Here is a 16,601-nt window from a genome sequence, read left to right as displayed (position 1 = left end):
GTTATTCTGCAGCCTGTTGTGACGATCGCATGGCGGGCAGATTCTTCACGAGCGCCGTGACTTCCGCGATCTCCTGCTCGGTGAGGTCGGTCAGCGGCGGGCGGACCGGACCGGAATCGCGGCCGATCACCTTCATGCCGGCCTTGATGATCGAGACCGCATAGCCCTTCTTTCGGTTGCGGATCGCGATCAGCGGCAGGATGAAATCCTTCAGGCCGGCGTGGATCGTCGCGTGGTCGCGCTTGCGTACGGCGGCGTAGAAATTGGTGGCGAATTCCGGAACGAAGTTGAACACCGCCGAGGAGTAGGTGGTCACGCCCATGTCGAGATAGGGCAGCGCGAACGTCTCCGCGGTCGGCAGGCCGCCGATATAGGTCAGGCGGTCGCCGAGCTTGGTGTAGACGCGGGTCATCAGCTCGATGTCGCCGATGCCGTCCTTGTAGCCGACGAGGTTCGGGCAACGTTCGGCGAGGCGGGCGAGCGTATCGGGCTGGAGGATGGCGTTGTCGCGGTTGTAGACGATAACGCCGATCTTCACGGAGGCGCAGATCGCTTCCACGTGGGCAGCGAGGCCATCCTGCTCGGCATGGGTGAGATAGGGCGGCAGCAGCAACAAGCCGTCGGCGCCGGCCTTCTCCGCGCCGATCGCGATCTCGCGCGCGGTAGCGGTGCCGTAGCCGGTGCCGGCGAGGACGGGAACGCGGCCCTTGGTCTCGTCCACGGCGATCTTGACGACCTGCGGAACCTCGGCGGCCGTCAGCGAGAAGAATTCGCCGGTGCCGCCGGCGGCGAACAGGCCTGCGACGTCATAGCCGCACAGCCAGTCCATGTTGGCGCGGTAGGTCGCCTCGTCGAAGGAGTAATCCGCCTTGAACGGGGTGACGGGGAAAGACAGGAGGCCGGATCCGATCTTCTGGGCCATTTCCTGCGGGGTCATCTTGCTCATGGGCGCTGCTCCCTGGTCTCGTGTTGTGGAGGACGCAAAGGCTGCGCGTCCATGCGCCGTGGTTTAGGAGACCGTTCGATGCGGGTCCAAGCCAAAGCCTATATCGACCGATGCGAAATCAGCATCAATCTTCCATCACCTCCGCCGAGGACAATTCGCTCGCGATTTTGACGAGCGCCGACAGCAGCGGGTTCTCGTCGTCGCGGCGCCAGACCATGAACAGCTCGACCGGGACGCGGGTGCGCAGCTTCAGCGGCCGCAGGCGGACGTCCGCGATCTTCAGGCTTGCCGCCGCCGCCGGCACGATGGCGAGGCCGAGGCCGGCGCGCACCATGGCGAGGATCGAGTGGATCTGGCTCAGGTGCTGGACATAGCGCGGCAGAATGTCGGCGCGGGTGAACAGCGCTACCAGCACGTCGTGAAAGTAGCGGCTCTCATAGGGCGAATACATCACGAAGGGCTGGTTGTCGAAATCCTTGATCGTGATGGTCTCGGCATTCGCCAGCGGATGCTTTTTCGGGATCGCGGCGAGCAGGGGCTCGGCGACGACACGGCGGCTGGCGATTTCGGGGCGCGCGATCGGGGGCCTGAGCAGGCCGGCATCGATCTGGCCCGACGTCAGCGCCTCGAACTGGTCGCCCGACACCATCTCCTTCAGTGAGAAGTCCACCTCGGGCAGCTTGGCGCGGCAGGCGGCGACGAGCTCGGGGAGGAAGCCGTAGGCGGCGGCCGCGGTGAAGCCGATTTTGAGCGAGCCGGACTTGCCGAGCGCGATACGGCGGGCGACCTGCGAGGCGCTTTCCGCAAGCTTCAGGATGCGCCGCGCTTCCGGCAGGAAGCTGCGCCCGGCCGGCGTCAGGCGTACCGAGCGGCTGGTACGCTCCAGCAGCGGCGCATCGATGATGTGCTCGAGCACCTGGATCTGCCGGGACAGCGGCGGCTGGGTCATGTTCAGCCGCGCGGCGGCGCGGCCGAAATGCAATTCCTCCGCCACCGTGACGAAACAGCGGAGCTGGTTGAGGTCGAACATCGATACATGCCTTAGATGGATAAGGCGTTTCCCCGGCGCTTCTAGCATCGATTACTCCCAAAACAAAGACGGCGGCCGTGAAGCCGCCGTTAAGTTGCCTGGTCAAGCTCCCATGGGAGCCCTCAGGAGGAACGTTTGAGCACCACGCGCTCGATCTTGCCCACGACCACGAGATAGGCGAATGCGGCCACCAACGCATTGGCGCCGACGAATATCAGCGCACCGTTGAACGAGCCGGTCGCGGCCAGGATGTAGCCGATCACGATCGGGGTGCTGATCGAGGAGAGATTGCCGAAGGTGTTGAACAGGCCGCCCGAGACGCCGCCGGCTTCCTTCGGCGAGGTGTCGGAGACGACAGCCCAGCCGAGCGCGCCGATGCCCTTGCCGAAGAAGGCGAGCGCCATGAAGCCGACCACCAGCGCCTGGCCGTCGACATAGTTGCAGGCGATGATCGACATCGACAGCAGCATGCCGCCGACGATCGGGATCTTGCGCGCCATCGTCAACGAGCCGGTCTTGCGCAGGATCGCGTCGGAGATGACGCCGCCAAGCACGCCGCCGATGAAGCCGCACAGCGCCGGCAGCGTCGCGACGAAGCCGGCTTGCAGGATCGACAGGCCGCGCTCCTTGACGAGGTAGACCGGGAACCAGGTCAGGAAGAAATAGGTCAGCGTGTTGATGCAGTACTGGCCGAGATAGACGCCGAGCATCATGCGGTTGGAGAGCAGCTGGCGGATGTGGTCCCACCCGGAGCCGGCCTCGGGCGCGCGCTCTTGCTTCAGATCGTCTTTGGGCGCGTCGAGATCGACCAGCGCGCCGCCGTCCTTGATGTAGTCGAATTCGGCCTCGTTGATGCCGGGGTGCTCTTTCGGCCCGTAGACGGTCTTGACCCAGACCAGGCCCATGATGATTCCGAGCGCGCCCATCACGAAGAACACGTAGCGCCAGCCGTAGTCGTGCGCGATCCAGCCCATCAAGGGTGCGAAGATCACGGTGGCGAAATACTGCCCGGAATTGAAGAACGCAGAGGCGGTGCCACGCTCGTTGCTCGGAAACCAGGCCGCGACGATGCGGGCATTGGCGGGGAAAGACGGCGCTTCGGCGATGCCGACGAGGAAGCGCAAGCCGAACAGCACGGCGATCGCGGTGCCGGCGCTGAAGAATCCGACCCAGCCCTGCAGCGTCGTGAACAGCGACCAGACGATGATGCTGAAGGCATAGACGAGGCGGGAGCCGTAGCGGTCAAGCAGCCAGCCGCCCGGCACCTGCGCGATCACATAGGACCATCCGAACGCCGAGAAGATGTAGCCCATCGCGACCGGATCGAGGTGCAGCTCCTTGGAGAGCGCGGGGCCCGCGATCGACAACGTGGCGCGATCGGCATAATTGACGGTCGTGACCAGGAACAACATGGTCACGATAAACAGTCTGACGCGAGACCTTCTCACGTCCGCTGCGGACATCACTTCGCTCATGACGCGCCTCCTTAGAACTCGAAACGTTTCCCCACTGCGACTCCTAGAGGTGCGCGCGGCGAAGTGTCCAAGTTCAAGGCAGTATCGATCGATGCCGTTTTTGGATGGATGGGAACGGCAGGGGGAGGAACGATTGTGAGAGAGTGCCGAGACGTGAGCCCCAATCTCGTCATTGCGAGCGCAGCGAAGCAATCCAGAATTCCACCGCGGAAAGACTCTGGATTGCTTCGCTGCGCTCGCAATGACGATGTGGAGAGAGCCCGCTTTTGCTACTACTGCTGCGCGCCCGGCAGTAGCGGCGCGAGCAGCCCGCGTGTCACGCCCGGCGGTGCCGCATCGAGTCCCAGCACGGCGCTTGCGGCCGGCAGCGCCGCGTCCGCCATCGCGGCGTGGCCTTCGGCGCTCGGATGCACGGCGCCGCCATAGACAGCGGAGAGCACGCCCCAGGTCGCGTCATGGATGTCGGTCGGCTGGCTTGCTGCCGGCAAGCCTTGCGGATAGGTCATCGCAGCGAAATAGCTGTCATTGGCGTCGCGGATCCACCGCGCGCGCGGCAGATAGGCGCGGAATTCCGAGGCGCCGCGGCCGCACAGCATCGGCTGGCCCGCCGCGCTCACGATGTCGGGATTGAAGCTCTGGCCGTTCTCGGCAAAGCAGGTGCGGTCGAATTCGGGATCGTTGCCCGAATGCGCGCAGAAGCCGTGGTCGGCGAACGCGGCTTGATGTGAATCCACGAAGGTCATGCGGTCGGCCTCGGGATCGCGGCACAGCGCGCCGCGCGTGCAGGTGGCGAGCCCCTTCAGTTGCGGCAGGAATTCGGTGTCGACGAAGGTCGACACGCGGGCGAGGCGCTGCGGATCTGCGTTGAAGGACGGATGAATGTCGAAGCCGGCGCGGCCGCCGCGGCAGGGCACGCCGCCATCGGCGAGCGCCGGGTTGGCGTAGGAGACGTAGACCACATGCGAGAGGTCGCCGCCGACCAGCGGCTTCAGCGCTTCGCGCAGCTTGACGAAATTCTGCGGCAGCTCGCGCGCCAGCGCATCGCGGGAATCATCGACGCTCGCCATCACCCCGGAGCGCCGGAATATCGCGCGCTCGGTTGCGGTCTCGACGATCACGTCGGCGACGAGGCCGGAGAAATAGACGTCGTTGGCGCCGACCGAGAGCAGCACGAGGTCGAGCGTGCGCTCGGGTTGGCGTTTCCGGGCCGCGGTCAGCGCCTCGCGCAGCTCGGCGACCTGCGCGTTCACGCTGATGTTGCAGACGCCGGTCTTGCCGGGCGGGCATTCGCGGGCGCGCTGCGAGCCGAGCAGCCCGTCGCTGATGCTGGCGCCGGTGCAGGCGAGCGGCAGAAAGGTCACGGCGACGTGGGTGTAGCGTACGGCGAGCGCCAGCGCGGTGCGGGCCTGGTAGCTGTAGAGCGATCGGTGGCAGGGCGAGTTGAACCAGAGCGCGCTGTAGCGCTGCCAGTTGGCAAGCGTATCGGGCGCTTCGCAGGCGCGGCCGCCCTTGAAGCCGGCGCGGCTCGGCCGATAATACTGCGCGCCGGCGGTGCCGAGATAGGAGCGGAAGCAAAAACCTTCGTCCGACAGCGCCAGCGGCCGGTCCGGATTGCCTTCGCCCGAGGCGATGCTGTCTCCGAGGCCAGCGACGAAGATGTCGCGGACCTGGATCTCGGTCTGGACCCGCTGGGTCGGATCGGAGCCGGAGGAGACATCGACGCTCGCGACCGTCTGCTTGCCGTAACGGACCCGCAGATTGACCGGCTCGGCGCAGTCGAAGGTGGATTGTTGCGGCCCGTCGCCGTCGTCGAACGACCAGGCGCAGGTCGCGCCGACCGGCACCGCGCCGGCGAGGCGCACAGTGACGGGATGGTCGAGGGGAGTGAGGTAGTTTTCCTTCGTGTTGTCGCGGGTGCAGGGCTGGTTGACCCGGCCCTGGAGGTCGATGCAGAGCCGGTTGACCATGTTGCGGGCCCAGCCGCGGCCCTCGCTCTGGAGCTCCAGCGATTGCTCGGCGGCGAGGATGCTGCGGTTACGCGCGTTCTCGACATGGAGCAGGAAGTCGCGCTCCTCGCGGAACAGCCGGAAGCGGTTGCGCACCTCCCAGCTGATCTGCATGGCGCCCGCGTCCTGCGCGGTCGCCCGCTCCGGCGGCAAGGCGGTGAGGAGCCCGGCGAGCAGCAGGGCACCGGCGAGGAAACGGCGAAGGAATACAGGGATCATGGCCCGCGTCTTCAACGGCAAAGTTGAGGCGGAAATAAGAGAGCTGCTCTCCCGCCTGCAACATTGGTCTGACGGTTTTGCCGGCCGTCGTCTAGCGGACTATCGTTGGAGCATGATCTTTTCGGAAGACCGCTTCGCACTTTTCCGGATCATGCTCAGCGTTTGCTGGCCTGCCGCAGCGACCGCTCGCGCTCCATCGCTGCCACCTGCTTGGGCAGGTTGGCCTGCGCGCAGGCCTCCGCCAGCCGTCGGCGCTCCTGCCAGGGCTCCACCACATTCATCCAGAGCTCGCGTGTGCCCATGATGGAGATGGCAAGACCGAACGGGATCACGAAATAGAGGATGCGGAAGACGAGGAGCGTGGCCAGAAGCTGCTCGCGGCCGAATTCGGGCAGCGCCACCAGCATGGCGGCGTCGAACACGCCGAGCGAGCCGGGGGCGTGGCTGGCGAAACCGAGCAATGTCGCCAAAATGAACACGACGGAGAGCGACAGGAAGTCGATCTGCGGAGTGGCCGGCACCAGAAGGTACATCGCCAGCGCGCAGAATCCGAGATCGACGACGCCGATCAGGATCTGCACCAGCGTCAGCGGCGCTGACGGCAGCACCACCTTCCAGCCCTTCTGGCCGAGCTCGCGGCGCTTCTCGCCCATGCACAGCCAGACCAGATAGGCGCCGATCGAGGCGAGGCCGCCGATCGCAATCAGCCGGTTGATCGACGACGGCAGCTGATCCATGTAGGAGGCGGCATCCGGATGGATGGTCATGCCGATCGAGAGCACGAAGATGTTACCGAGCCAGAAGGTCAGGCCCGACAGGAAGCAGATTTTGGCGACGTCGATCGCATTCAGCCCGTAATCCGAATAGATCCGGAAGCGGATCGCGCCGCCGGTGAAGACTGTGGCGCCGATATTGTGGCCGATCGAGTAGGACGTGAAGCTGGAGAGCGCTGCGATGCGATAGGGCACGTGCTTCTTGCCGATCGTTCGCAGTGCAAAAAAGTCGTAGAAGGTCAGCGTACAGAACGCGAAGCATACGCAGATCGCCGCCAGCCCGATATTACCGCGGGGGATCTCGGTCAACGCGGTCAGGATGACCCCGGTGTCGATGCCCTTGAGGGTGCGCACCAGCGTGGTGATCGCGAACGCGATGATGAAGACGCTCGCCGCAACGCCGAGTCGCCGCCAGCCGATCCATCTCTTGAAGCCGCGCTTCAGCGCGGTCAGCAGTCCGTGCATTCATCCTCCCGGCGGGGGGCAAGACCGACCAGGCCAGACATTGGCCGGTCGGATGCGATCAGTGCCCGATGTGGGCTTGGATCGCTAGACATGATGTAGGTCATTTAAGGCAAAAACAGTGACTTGTGCAGCCCTTGACAAGGATAGGTTCTGTCTTGGACCAGCCACTTTGTCATACGCGGTTCACATCGGACGCGCGTTAAGCATATGAGTCGTGGGACCGGTCGCGTCCGTCCGTGACATGATTTCAGATCCTGCACGGCCGGCATTGTTCCAGCGCAAGGGATGCGGGCTTTTTTGGAACGACGATGCCGTGCGCTGGTTAGTGCCGCATCAGCAATCGAACATGGCGGAATAACCGGCTTCTCCTGAAAGCCGGTGCCTCTGTGTTCCCACAACCCGAGAGGATCGGACCGATGGGATTGTTCACAAAAGACATCAAAACCATGAACGACCTGTTCGTGCATCAGCTCCAGGACATCTATTACGCCGAGCAGCAGCTCACCAAGGCACTGCCGAAAATGGCGGATAAGGCGACCGATCCGCAGCTGAAGCAGGGCTTTTTGACGCACCTCGAAGAAACCAGGGAGCACGTCAAGCGGCTCGAGGAAGTGTTCAAGATGCACGGTACGCAGGTGAAGGCGGTCGATTGCCCCGCGATCGACGGCATCATCGAGGAAGCCGACGAGACCGCCGGCGAAGTCGCCGACAAGGCGGTGCTCGACGCCGCGCTGATCAATGCGGCACAGGCGGCGGAGCATTACGAGATCGTCCGCTACGGCAGCCTGATCGCCTGGGCGAAGCAGCTCGGCCGCAACGACTGCGCCAGCATGCTCGCCAAGACGCTCGAGGAGGAGAAGGCCACCGACAAGAAGCTGACCACGATCGCCGAGAGCAAGGTGAATCTGCGCGCTGCAAGCTGAGGCCAGGCTTAGCCAGGATAGAGCGTCGCGCGGTCATCCGCGCGACGCTCGCACGTTACGCATCCATTACGCATGCATCATTCGATCGTTGTCGTAACATGACGGCGAGCGGGACGTGTATCGTTCGCATGGGGCTGCAACCGAGATGGCAGCATGCGAGTAAGCACCGCCAGATACGAAGCCTTCGAAGCCGGCGCGCCGCATTCCGGCTCCCGCCTTGCGACGTCCCTCACCCTTGCCGCGATGAGCCTTGGTTATGGCGTGGTGCAGCTTGACGTCACCATCGTCAACACCGCGCTCGACGCGATGGGCAGGACGCTCGGCGGCGGCGTCGCCGAGCTGCAATGGGTTGTCAGCGCCTACACCATTGCCTTTGCCGCCTTCATCCTGACGGCCGGCGCACTCGGCGACCGCATCGGCGCCAAGCGCGTCTTCATGGCGGGTTTCGCCATCTTCACCGCGGCCTCGCTCGCCTGTGCGTTGTCGCCCAATGCGACCGTGCTGATTGGGGCGCGGCTGGTCCAGGGGCTGGCGGCGGCGATCCTGGTGCCGAATTCTCTTGCCCTGCTCAATCATGCCTATCCGAACGACCGCGAGCGCGGCCGCGCCGTTGCGATCTGGGCCGCCGGTGCGAGCCTCGCGCTCACTGCCGGCCCCTTCGTCGGCGGCGCGCTGATCACCCTGGTCGGCTGGCGCGCGATCTTTCTCGTCAACCTTCCGATCGGCCTCATCGGACTTTGGCTGAGCTGGCGCTATGCGACCGAGACCACGCGCGCGCCCTCACGCGAGATCGATCTGCCCGGCCAGCTCGCGGCGATTGGTGCGCTGGGGGCGCTCGCCGGCGCGATCATTGAGGGGGGCGCGCTTGGCTGGCAGCATCCGGCTGTGCTCGCGGCGTTCGCTTCAGCCGCTCTCCTGGCGGTGCTGTTCGTCTGGCGCGAGAGCCGCGCGGTACAGCCGATGCTGCCCCTGTCCCTGTTCGATCACCGGCTGTTCAGCCTGACCGCGCTCGTCGGCCTGCTCGTGAACGTCGCGATCTACGGGCTGATCTTCGTGCTCAGTCTGTATTTCCAGAGGATCAACGGCCTGTCGGCGTGGTGGACCGGTCTCGCCTTCGTGCCGATGATGGCTGTGGTGCTGCCGGTCAATCTGCTGGCGCCGCGTCTCGCCGAGCGCATCGGCCCGTGCCCTACCATCGTCGTCGGCGCCTGCGTCTCGGCGCTCGGTTGCGTCGGTCTGCTCTGGATCGAGGCCGGCACGAGCTATTGGGCGATCTTTGCACAGATGATCGCGATCAGCAGCGGACTTGGGCTGCTGGTGCCGCCGCTGACCTCAACCTTGTTGGGCAGCGTCGAGAAGGCACGCTCCGGCATCGCGGCGGGCGTCCTGAACGCGACACGGCAGACCGGCAGCGTGCTCGGCGTCGCGCTGTTCGGATCGCTGGTGGCCTCGGAGGGGTCCTTCATGACCGGCCTGCACGCATCGCTGGTGGTCTCGGCCACGGTCCTCGTACTCGCTGCCGCCGTGATCGGGATCGGCGCGCCGTCGCGCGGATGAACTGTGCGCAGGTATCAGCCGCGGCGCAATGCGAAATGCGCGCCGCAGAACGCCATCACGGCACCGAGGCCCAGCGCGGCAATTCCGGCCAGCACGCCCGAGACCGTCGGGACCGGGCTCGGCGCCGAGGCCACCTGGCCCGCACCCGCAAGCAGCAGCACGCCGACCGCGATCAGGAATTGCCGCATCCGTTGCGGGATCTGGCCCGAGACGGCGCTCTGCATCAATGTTGCCGTGAAATAACCGCCGGAGAAGCCGACGGAGGCGATCAGCCACCAGGCGATCGCCGCGCCCGCCGGTATGAACTCGTGCGTGTCCGAGTGCCAGAGGCCGCCGAGGTCGAGCCCGTAGCGCGCGCCCAGCATGTGCACGGCGAGCGCGAGCAGCACGCCGGAGATCACCGCGGCGCCGAGAATAAGGCGGCGCGGAAAAAAAATCGTCTCAGCCATGTCTCGCTTGTAGGATGGGGCAGGGCGCTCACGCAAGCGGATCGCAGACTGGATCGCCCGGATTGGATCGTTGTGAAGATGCAGGATTCGGGAGCCGAGGCGGCTGCGGGTGCGAGCTATGCCTACAAGGCGTCGCTGATCGGCTCGGCGCATCGCTTCGAGCTGACGGAGGAGGGGCTGTCCTGGCACATCGGCGGCCGTTCGGGCCTGTGGCGTTACGACGAGATCAGTGCAATCCGGCTGTCGTTCCGCCCCGTCTCGATGCAGCAGCACCGCTTTCGCGCCGATGTCAGCCATGCCAGTGGCAGCCGTATCGCGATCCTGTCGACGAGCTGGCAGACCGCGGCCTTGATGGCGCCGCAGGACAATGGCTTTCGTAATTTCATCGTCGCTTTGCACGCGCGCATGGCGCAGGCCGGGAGCCGCGCCGAGTTGATCGCGGGCCTTGGCCGCAGGACCTACGTGATAATGCTGGCTTTTCTTGCGGTGCTTGCGGTGGCGATGACGGCGCTCCTGGTCCGCGCGCTTGCGATCGGCGAATTCGCCGGCGCGCTGTTCATCATCGGCTTTGCTGCGCTGTTCGCCTGGCAGATCGGCGGCTTCGTGCGGCGTAACCAGCCGCGGAGCTACAGCTTCGATCGGCTGCCGAGAGCGTTGCTGCCCTAGCTGCAATGGGCCGCAATCAAACGTGACTTCGCGCCGTTGCGCCGGTGTCGCATCGTGCCGCCATGTCAACCCTGGATCGCAGCACGCGTCGGCCTTCGGCGGATGAGATCTCCGAGATCAACCGTGCGCATCTGATCGATACGCCACTCCAGCCGGCGGACCTCCTGTTCATGTTCGGCACCCGGGAGGACGTCACGCTGCGGGCCGATACGGCGGGGCGACTGTGGCGCCAGGGCTATTTCCGCTGGTCGATTGTCAGCGGCGGCGTGACGGCCGGCTCGGAGCAATCCGAGTGCACGATCATCAAGGCGGCGATGGTCGCGACGGGCATTCCGGCTGACCGAATTCTCGAGGAACATCATGCCCAAAACACCGGCGAGAACGTGATCCTCTCGCTGCCGATCATTGACGCGGCGCTCGGGCTGCACAATGTCCGCAGCGTGATCTGCCTCGGCAACACCTGGACCGCGCGGCGTTATCCGATGACGCTGCACCGGCACTGGCCGGAGGTCGAGAAGATGCTGCTCACGGTCGACAGCTTTGCGACGCCGCGCCCGCTCTGGCACACCGACCCCGAATTTTGCCGCCGCATGCTGCACGAATGGGACAAGATCGAGCCTTACAAGGCGAAGGGCTTCATCGCGGAATGGCCGGAGGCCTGAGCGGGGGAACGGCATCACATTCTTGTTTGACACGTTTTCTGACGCGAACCGGTATCCATTTCGCCCGAAGACGCTTCAGCTACTCCGTCGAGTCGAAATCCTCTTCCTTGGTGCCGAGCAGCGATGCGATCGTGCGCAGGCCGGAATCGAGCTGCTCGAACGTGGGCGGGGCGAGCGCCAGCCGCACTGCGTTCGGTGCGTGCCCATGGGCGATCGCGAAGGTCGAGGACGGTGTCAGCGCGATGCCGCGCCGGGCTGCTGCGGCGACGAAAGTCTGCGAGCGCCAGTGTGCCGGCAGCGTGAGCCAGAGGTGATAGGAGCGCGGATCGGCGGCGAGCTGGTAACCGGCGAGCAGCCTTGCCGCAGTCTGCTGGCGGCGCGCGGCGTCGATGCGTTTCAGCCGCGTCAGCTCGGCGACGGTGCCGTCTGCCATCAGCCGCTGCCCGGACGCCAGCGCATGACCGGACGCAATCCAGCCGCCGGTGCGGACCGCGCTCATCACGCTCTCCCGCAATCGCGGCGGCGCGACGAGGATGCCGAGCGCCAGGCCCGGCGCGACCTTCTTGGACAGGCTGTCGATCACGATGCAGCGGTCGGGTCCGAGCGCGGCCAGCGGCGTGTCGTCGGCGAGGAAGCCATAGACGGCGTCCTCGATGATGGTGAGATCGAGCTTCTCGGCGACGCGCATGATGTCGGCGCGCCGCGTCGCGTTCATGGTGACGCCGAGCGGGTTCTGGATAATGGGCTGGAGATACAGCGCCGACAGATGCGCCTCGCGATGCGCCTTCTGGATGGCGTCGGGGCGCGCGCCAAATTCGTCGATCGGAATCGGGACCAGCGTCACGCCGAGCCGCGCGGCGATGCTCTTGACGTAAGGATAGGTCAGCGCCTCGACGCCGCAGCGGCCGCCGGTGGGAACGAGGGCTGCGAGGGCGGCCGCGAGCGACTGCTTGCCGTTCGCGGTGAAGACGATCTGCTCGGCTTGCGGTGCAAAATCCTTGCGCGCGAGATAGGCGGCGGCCGCATTGCGCGCGCTCTTGGTGCCGGTGCTGGTGGAGACGCGCAGCGCGGATTCGAGCGCGTCGACACGCTCGAGGCCCGCAAGGCTCTTGGCGATCATCGCCCATTGCTGCGGCAGCAGTGGGTAATTGACCTCGAAATCGATCCGCGCGTCGCGCGGCTCGCTCAGCGCCTCGACCTCGCGCCTGATGTCGCCGGAGATGAAGGTGCCGCGGCCGACCTCGCCGACGACGAGACCGCGGCGGAGCAACTCCGTATAAACCCGGCTCGCGGTCGAGACCGCGATGCCACGGTCATAGGCAAAATTGCGCTGCGGCGGCAGCCGGTCGCCCGGCCTTAACGTGCCGTTAGAGATATCGAGAGCAATGGCATCGGCAAGCTTCACGTATTCGAACTTGGACATTATTGCACCGAGAGCAATGTTTCACTTGCTCCGAGTAGTGTAGTGGAGCATTTAAGTTCCATCAAGCTTCACGATTGAGCCGAGGAGAGCGAGAGCAATCCGACGGCAAATGAGGTGCAGGCGCTCGGGCGCTTGCGCCAACGGCATCCGCATCGCCGCGTGGACAACAGGCCGGAGAAGGACAATGACCACGATCTCGCAGACCGCCGGGCGCAGTTTACGCTCCTCGTCGGACGGATTTTTCCGCAAGCTGGCCCACGGCGCCTATGCGCTGTTCGACGCCCTGGAGCGCCGCTCCGCCGTCAAGACGCTGAACGACCTCGATGACCGCGCCTTGCGCGACATCGGCATCACGCGCAGCCAGATCGAGGATGCGGTCTACGGTCAGGCCAAAGCAGAACTGACGCGGTATCTGTAAGCGTTTCGCTCTTGTCCCGGACGCGCTGCGTCCGGGGCACCAGACTGAGTTTTCAGGCACACCTGCTTCGACGGCGTTTGTGGATAGCACTGTCGCTCCTTTAGCTCGCGCTTCCACCGTAGACACACCTTCGCATCCTCGCGGCTTGTTTCGCCCGAGCTTTGCTTCATCGCCTTGCCCTCAAATGAAAGAGGGCGCAGGGAAGACCGGGCGCCGGCTGGCACCCGCGGTCCACTGTGCGAAATTGCAGTAAGAAATTTGCACAGCGGCATACAGGTGAAGCCAAAACGTCCGGCCTTCCCTGCGCAGCGGTTTTACGGCTTATGCCGTGCTCTCCCCGGGGAGCGATGCACTATTGCCCCCGTCGCCTTATGGATCGCTGATGCGCGAACCCGGTCGGGCCGCCACATCACCACAAGACTTGACGCACAGACCCCGGGCGTCAGGACGACACGGTTTTGCCGTACGCGGATCACACCGGTCGTGTGCGCGACGCCTTCGCTCACGGTTGCCCGCCCTGCGAAGCCATTCGCGCCGGTGTGGCCCAGCGTCCGCCGCCACCCGGCCCGCGTTCGTGACGATCGCGATACGCCCCTCTTCCTTGGGCCGGGTTGCCGCGACACATACGTGATTTCCGAATTTCGGTAAAGTGGAATGTTTTTCGCGGCGCGCGTTGACCTATCGCTCGCGTGTTCTGCCCGACGGGCAACGCGATATCTTGTAGCCCGGATGGAGCGCAGCGCAATCCGGGATTCCATCCATGCGGGCACAGCGGCCCCGGATTGCGCTGCGCTCCATCCGGGCTACGAACAGAGCCCTCAGTGCCTCACCACCAGCACCGAGCATTTTGCGTAGCGCACGACATGCCCGGCATTGGAGCCCAGGAAATAGGTGCGCATCGCCGGCCGGTGCGAGGTCATCACGATCAGCTCGGCCTTCATGTGCACGGCTTCCTCCAGGATCTCGTGATAGATGCCGCCCTGGCGCACCACGCTGGAGATGCGGGATGGCTCGATGCCGGACTCGCGTGCGACGATGGCGAGGGCTTCTTCCGAGGTCTGGCGCTGCTGTTCGTCGAAATCGGCCGGCACGTATTCGGCCAGCATCACCGGCGTCATCGGCAGCACGTTGAGCAGGCGCACCACACCGTTCCAGGTTTCCGACAGCGTTGCCGCGGTCGCGATCGCCGGCTTGGCCAGGTCGGTGTCGGCGAGGTCGATGGGCACGAGGATGGACTTGAACATCTGCGCCTCCAAATCTTTCAGTCAGGACGTCTTGCCGGCACGTCGCGCGATCAACCCGATCGAAGCAGCCTTAACTTCGAAGCAGCTTTGGACTGACGAACTGCGCCAGCTTGCCGCGGCGGTAAGCCACGTCACCCCAATCCTTGACGTCAAAGTCGAAGATCGCAAGCCCCGCGGTGGGCAGGTTGTCGGCGAGCGCCTTGGCGGCGGCCGGATCGCCGCCACCCGTCAGCATCAGGGCGATCTCGTGCATGCCCGGATTGTGGCCGACCAGAAGCAAGTGCCTCGGATCAGCCGGAATGGTTGCAGTGCGAATGGATTCCAGGATCTGGGCGGGATCGGCGGCATAGAGTTCCGGCAGGACCTCCACCTGCGGCGCGGCGACGCGGTCCTTCATGGTCTCCCAAGCAATGTCCCAGGTCTGCCGAGCCCGGACGGCATGCGATACCAGTACGGCCTCGGGAAAGGGGGGATGGGAGGCCATCCAGTCGCCGATCTCGGCGGCATCCTTGTGGCCGCGGTCGTCGAGCCGGCGGTCCTGGTCACGGCCGCTCGGCGCGTCGGTCTCGGTCTTGGCGTGACGCAGCAGCAGCAAACGGCGCATGGCATTCTCGAATCGTTACGCGTCCAAGGATAATCTGAGAGGATAATCTACAGGCGCCGGTTGAGGACAAGGTGACAAGCGGCCGCTCGGTCCTTTAAAGCGCGATGAGATTAGGGCGAATCGTCATCGCGCTTTAGGTTATTGTTTGGAGCATGGTCCTTTCGGAAAACCGCTGCACACCTTTCCGGATCATGCTCTAAGAAAACGACATGAGCGAGACTTTCACAAGCGTGTCCCAGGAAGAAGCCGGCTTTCGCGACCGGGCCCGGCTGTCGTTCGACCTCGATGCCGATATCTGCGTCATCGGGGCCGGGCTTGCCGGACTGTCCATCGCGCTGGAGGCGGCCCGGCTGGGGGCCAGCGTCGCGGTGCTCGAGGGCCGCCACATCGGCTGGAACGCTTCCGGCAATCAACTCGGCACTGTGATGCCGGGCTTCGCGCTGCCGCTCGCCGAACTGATCGAGCGGATCGGCTTCGAGGACGCGCGGGAATTGTGGACGCTGTCGAAAGAGGGCGCCGAGTTCGTCCGGGCCAACGCCACGGAAGAGAACATGCCGGGGATCGGCCCGAGCGACGGCGTGCTGGAGGTCTCCAATGTCGATGCCGGCGACCGGCTGATCAGCCGCTTGCAGATGCTGAACGAGGATTTCGACACCGAGGCCGAGGGCTGGCAGGTCGATCGCGTCCGCGCGGCACTCAAGACCGATCACTACTTCCACGGCGTCTACTATCCCAGGGCGTTCCAGGTCGACGGCCGCAAATATGTGCATGGCCTCGCGGCGCTGGCGCGGCGCGCAGGCGCCCGTATCTTCGAGGATACGCCGGTCGTCAGCATCGATCATTCCGGCATCCGCAAACGGATCGTCACGCCCTCGGCGCGGCTGCGCGCCACCCATATCGTGCTCGCCGGCAACATCCATCTCGGTGCGCCGTTGCGGCGCCTGTCGGAGACGCTGCTGCCGGTCTGGCGCTATGCCGGCATCACCGCGCCGCTCGGCGAGCGCGTGCACGAGATCGTCGCCTTCAAGGGATCGGTGATGGATTCCGACGGCGTCGACCATTTCCGGATCGTCGATGGCGACCGCCTGATGTGGGAAAGTCCGGAGACCACCTGGGCGGCGCGCCCGCAACGCTTTGCAGGCGCCGTCAGGCGGCGGATCCGGTCGATCTTCCCTCAACTCGGCAATGTCGAAATCACCGAAACCTTCGGCGGCGCCACCGGCCAGACCGTGCACGGCATGCCGCAGATCGGCCAGTTGCGCAAAGGCCTGTGGGTGGCCAGCGGCTTCGGCCGCCAGGGCATGAACACCTCGGCCATGGCCGGGCAGATGATCGCCCGCAGCATTCTGTGGGGCGACGAGCGCTGGAAGCTGTTCTCGCCGTTCGAGCTGGTCTGGGCCGGGGGAACGACGGGGCGGGTTGCAGGCCAACTGGTCGGAATCTGGGGCAGGGCGAGTTCCGCTGCCGCAGGCTCGCTTGCCCGCTATCGCGAGCGGGCCAGGGTCAAGGACCGGGAACGTGAGACGCGGCTGGCCGAAGCCAACCGGGCCGCCGGGACGGGTCCGCGCCGTCCGCCGCCCGGGGTTCGGCCCCGGCCGGCCTCACCGCCGAAGCCTGTGGCGGAAGTGGTGGAACCGGTCCCGCAGGACGACGGCGCCTCGCGATAAGGTGAGAAAAACTCCGCCCGGAAGTGTAACGTCGGCCGTGAGAGCCCGTATCTCAGGGCGTAGACGCTCCCGCA

General features: G+C 65.3%; 15 protein-coding genes. 6 read left to right on the top strand and 9 right to left on the bottom strand.

What is annotated here, in order from left to right:
• Position 1 precedes the first annotated feature (1 nt).
• The 5 genes from kdgD to ABIB91_RS34835 form a co-directional block, all read right to left on the bottom strand.
• Complete coding sequence (gene kdgD / locus ABIB91_RS34855; RefSeq protein WP_354171291.1) at positions 2-946, bottom strand: 5-dehydro-4-deoxyglucarate dehydratase; 945 nt, start codon at positions 944-946, stop codon at positions 2-4.
• 124 nt (positions 947-1,070) lie between these two features.
• Complete coding sequence (locus ABIB91_RS34850) at positions 1,071-1,976, bottom strand: LysR family transcriptional regulator (protein ID WP_027518955.1); 906 nt, start codon at positions 1,974-1,976, stop codon at positions 1,071-1,073.
• Positions 1,977-2,098: 122 nt separating this feature from the next.
• Positions 2,099-3,451: an MFS transporter gene (locus ABIB91_RS34845; RefSeq protein WP_354171294.1), complete on the bottom strand. Its 1,353-nt coding sequence runs from the start codon at positions 3,449-3,451 to the stop codon at positions 2,099-2,101.
• Positions 3,452-3,723: 272 nt separating this feature from the next.
• The gene (locus ABIB91_RS34840; RefSeq protein WP_354171296.1) at positions 3,724-5,676 is read right to left on the bottom strand and encodes an SGNH/GDSL hydrolase family protein; all 1,953 of its coding nucleotides are present in this window, start codon (positions 5,674-5,676) and stop codon (positions 3,724-3,726) included.
• 155 nt (positions 5,677-5,831) lie between these two features.
• Positions 5,832-6,914, bottom strand: coding sequence for a lysylphosphatidylglycerol synthase transmembrane domain-containing protein (locus tag ABIB91_RS34835; RefSeq protein ID WP_007612366.1), 1,083 nt, complete (start codon positions 6,912-6,914; stop codon positions 5,832-5,834).
• 416 nt (positions 6,915-7,330) lie between these two features.
• Between ABIB91_RS34835 and ABIB91_RS34830 the strand changes: the two genes are divergently transcribed.
• Together ABIB91_RS34830 and ABIB91_RS34825 are read left to right on the top strand one after the other, a co-directional pair.
• Positions 7,331-7,837 (top strand): YciE/YciF ferroxidase family protein, encoded by a 507-nt coding sequence (locus tag ABIB91_RS34830; protein WP_354171299.1) that lies wholly within the window; start codon positions 7,331-7,333, stop codon positions 7,835-7,837.
• A 153-nt stretch (positions 7,838-7,990) separates the two neighbouring features.
• A complete protein-coding gene (locus ABIB91_RS34825) occupies positions 7,991-9,394 on the top strand; it encodes an MFS transporter (protein WP_354171301.1) in 1,404 nt (467 codons plus the stop codon).
• A 14-nt stretch (positions 9,395-9,408) separates the two neighbouring features.
• On the opposite strand, the gene ABIB91_RS34820 is transcribed toward ABIB91_RS34825, so the two are convergent.
• Complete coding sequence (locus ABIB91_RS34820; RefSeq protein ID WP_027566871.1) at positions 9,409-9,843, bottom strand: hypothetical protein; 435 nt, start codon at positions 9,841-9,843, stop codon at positions 9,409-9,411.
• A gap of 78 nt (positions 9,844-9,921) precedes the next feature.
• Here ABIB91_RS34820 and ABIB91_RS34815 point away from each other — a divergent pair, with 78 nt between their 5' ends.
• Both ABIB91_RS34815 and ABIB91_RS34810 read left to right on the top strand, forming a co-directional pair.
• The gene (locus ABIB91_RS34815) at positions 9,922-10,509 is read left to right on the top strand and encodes a hypothetical protein (protein WP_354171304.1); all 588 of its coding nucleotides are present in this window, start codon (positions 9,922-9,924) and stop codon (positions 10,507-10,509) included.
• Positions 10,510-10,571: 62 nt separating this feature from the next.
• Positions 10,572-11,171 carry a YdcF family protein gene (locus ABIB91_RS34810; RefSeq protein WP_354171306.1) on the top strand — a complete coding sequence of 200 codons (600 nt, stop codon included), beginning with the start codon at positions 10,572-10,574 and terminating at the stop codon, positions 11,169-11,171.
• Positions 11,172-11,250: 79 nt separating this feature from the next.
• Here ABIB91_RS34810 and ABIB91_RS34805 read toward each other — a convergent pair whose 3' ends face one another.
• Entirely contained in the window at positions 11,251-12,594 is a 1,344-nt protein-coding gene (locus ABIB91_RS34805; protein ID WP_354171308.1) for an aminotransferase-like domain-containing protein, read from the bottom strand.
• Between the two features lie 184 nt (positions 12,595-12,778).
• Between ABIB91_RS34805 and ABIB91_RS34800 the strand changes: the two genes are divergently transcribed.
• Positions 12,779-13,012 carry a DUF1127 domain-containing protein gene (locus ABIB91_RS34800; RefSeq protein WP_354171310.1) on the top strand — a complete coding sequence of 78 codons (234 nt, stop codon included), beginning with the start codon at positions 12,779-12,781 and terminating at the stop codon, positions 13,010-13,012.
• Positions 13,013-13,830: 818 nt separating this feature from the next.
• Here the strand turns inward: ABIB91_RS34800 and ABIB91_RS34795 are convergent.
• Positions 13,831-14,256, bottom strand: a complete 426-nt coding sequence (locus tag ABIB91_RS34795) for a universal stress protein (RefSeq protein WP_354171312.1) — start codon at positions 14,254-14,256, stop codon at positions 13,831-13,833.
• 70 nt (positions 14,257-14,326) lie between these two features.
• Entirely contained in the window at positions 14,327-14,860 is a 534-nt protein-coding gene (locus tag ABIB91_RS34790) for a SixA phosphatase family protein (protein WP_354171314.1), read from the bottom strand.
• Between the two features lie 209 nt (positions 14,861-15,069).
• Between ABIB91_RS34790 and ABIB91_RS34785 the strand changes: the two genes are divergently transcribed.
• The gene (locus ABIB91_RS34785; RefSeq protein WP_354171316.1) at positions 15,070-16,527 is read left to right on the top strand and encodes an NAD(P)/FAD-dependent oxidoreductase; all 1,458 of its coding nucleotides are present in this window, start codon (positions 15,070-15,072) and stop codon (positions 16,525-16,527) included.
• The last annotated feature ends 74 nt before the right edge of the window (positions 16,528-16,601 follow it).

The sequence above is a fragment of the Bradyrhizobium sp. JR4.3 genome, from assembly GCF_040547695.1.
Lineage (GTDB): Bacteria > Pseudomonadota > Alphaproteobacteria > Rhizobiales > Xanthobacteraceae > Bradyrhizobium > Bradyrhizobium canariense.
This window is presented reverse-complemented; position numbering and strand designations above follow the sequence as displayed.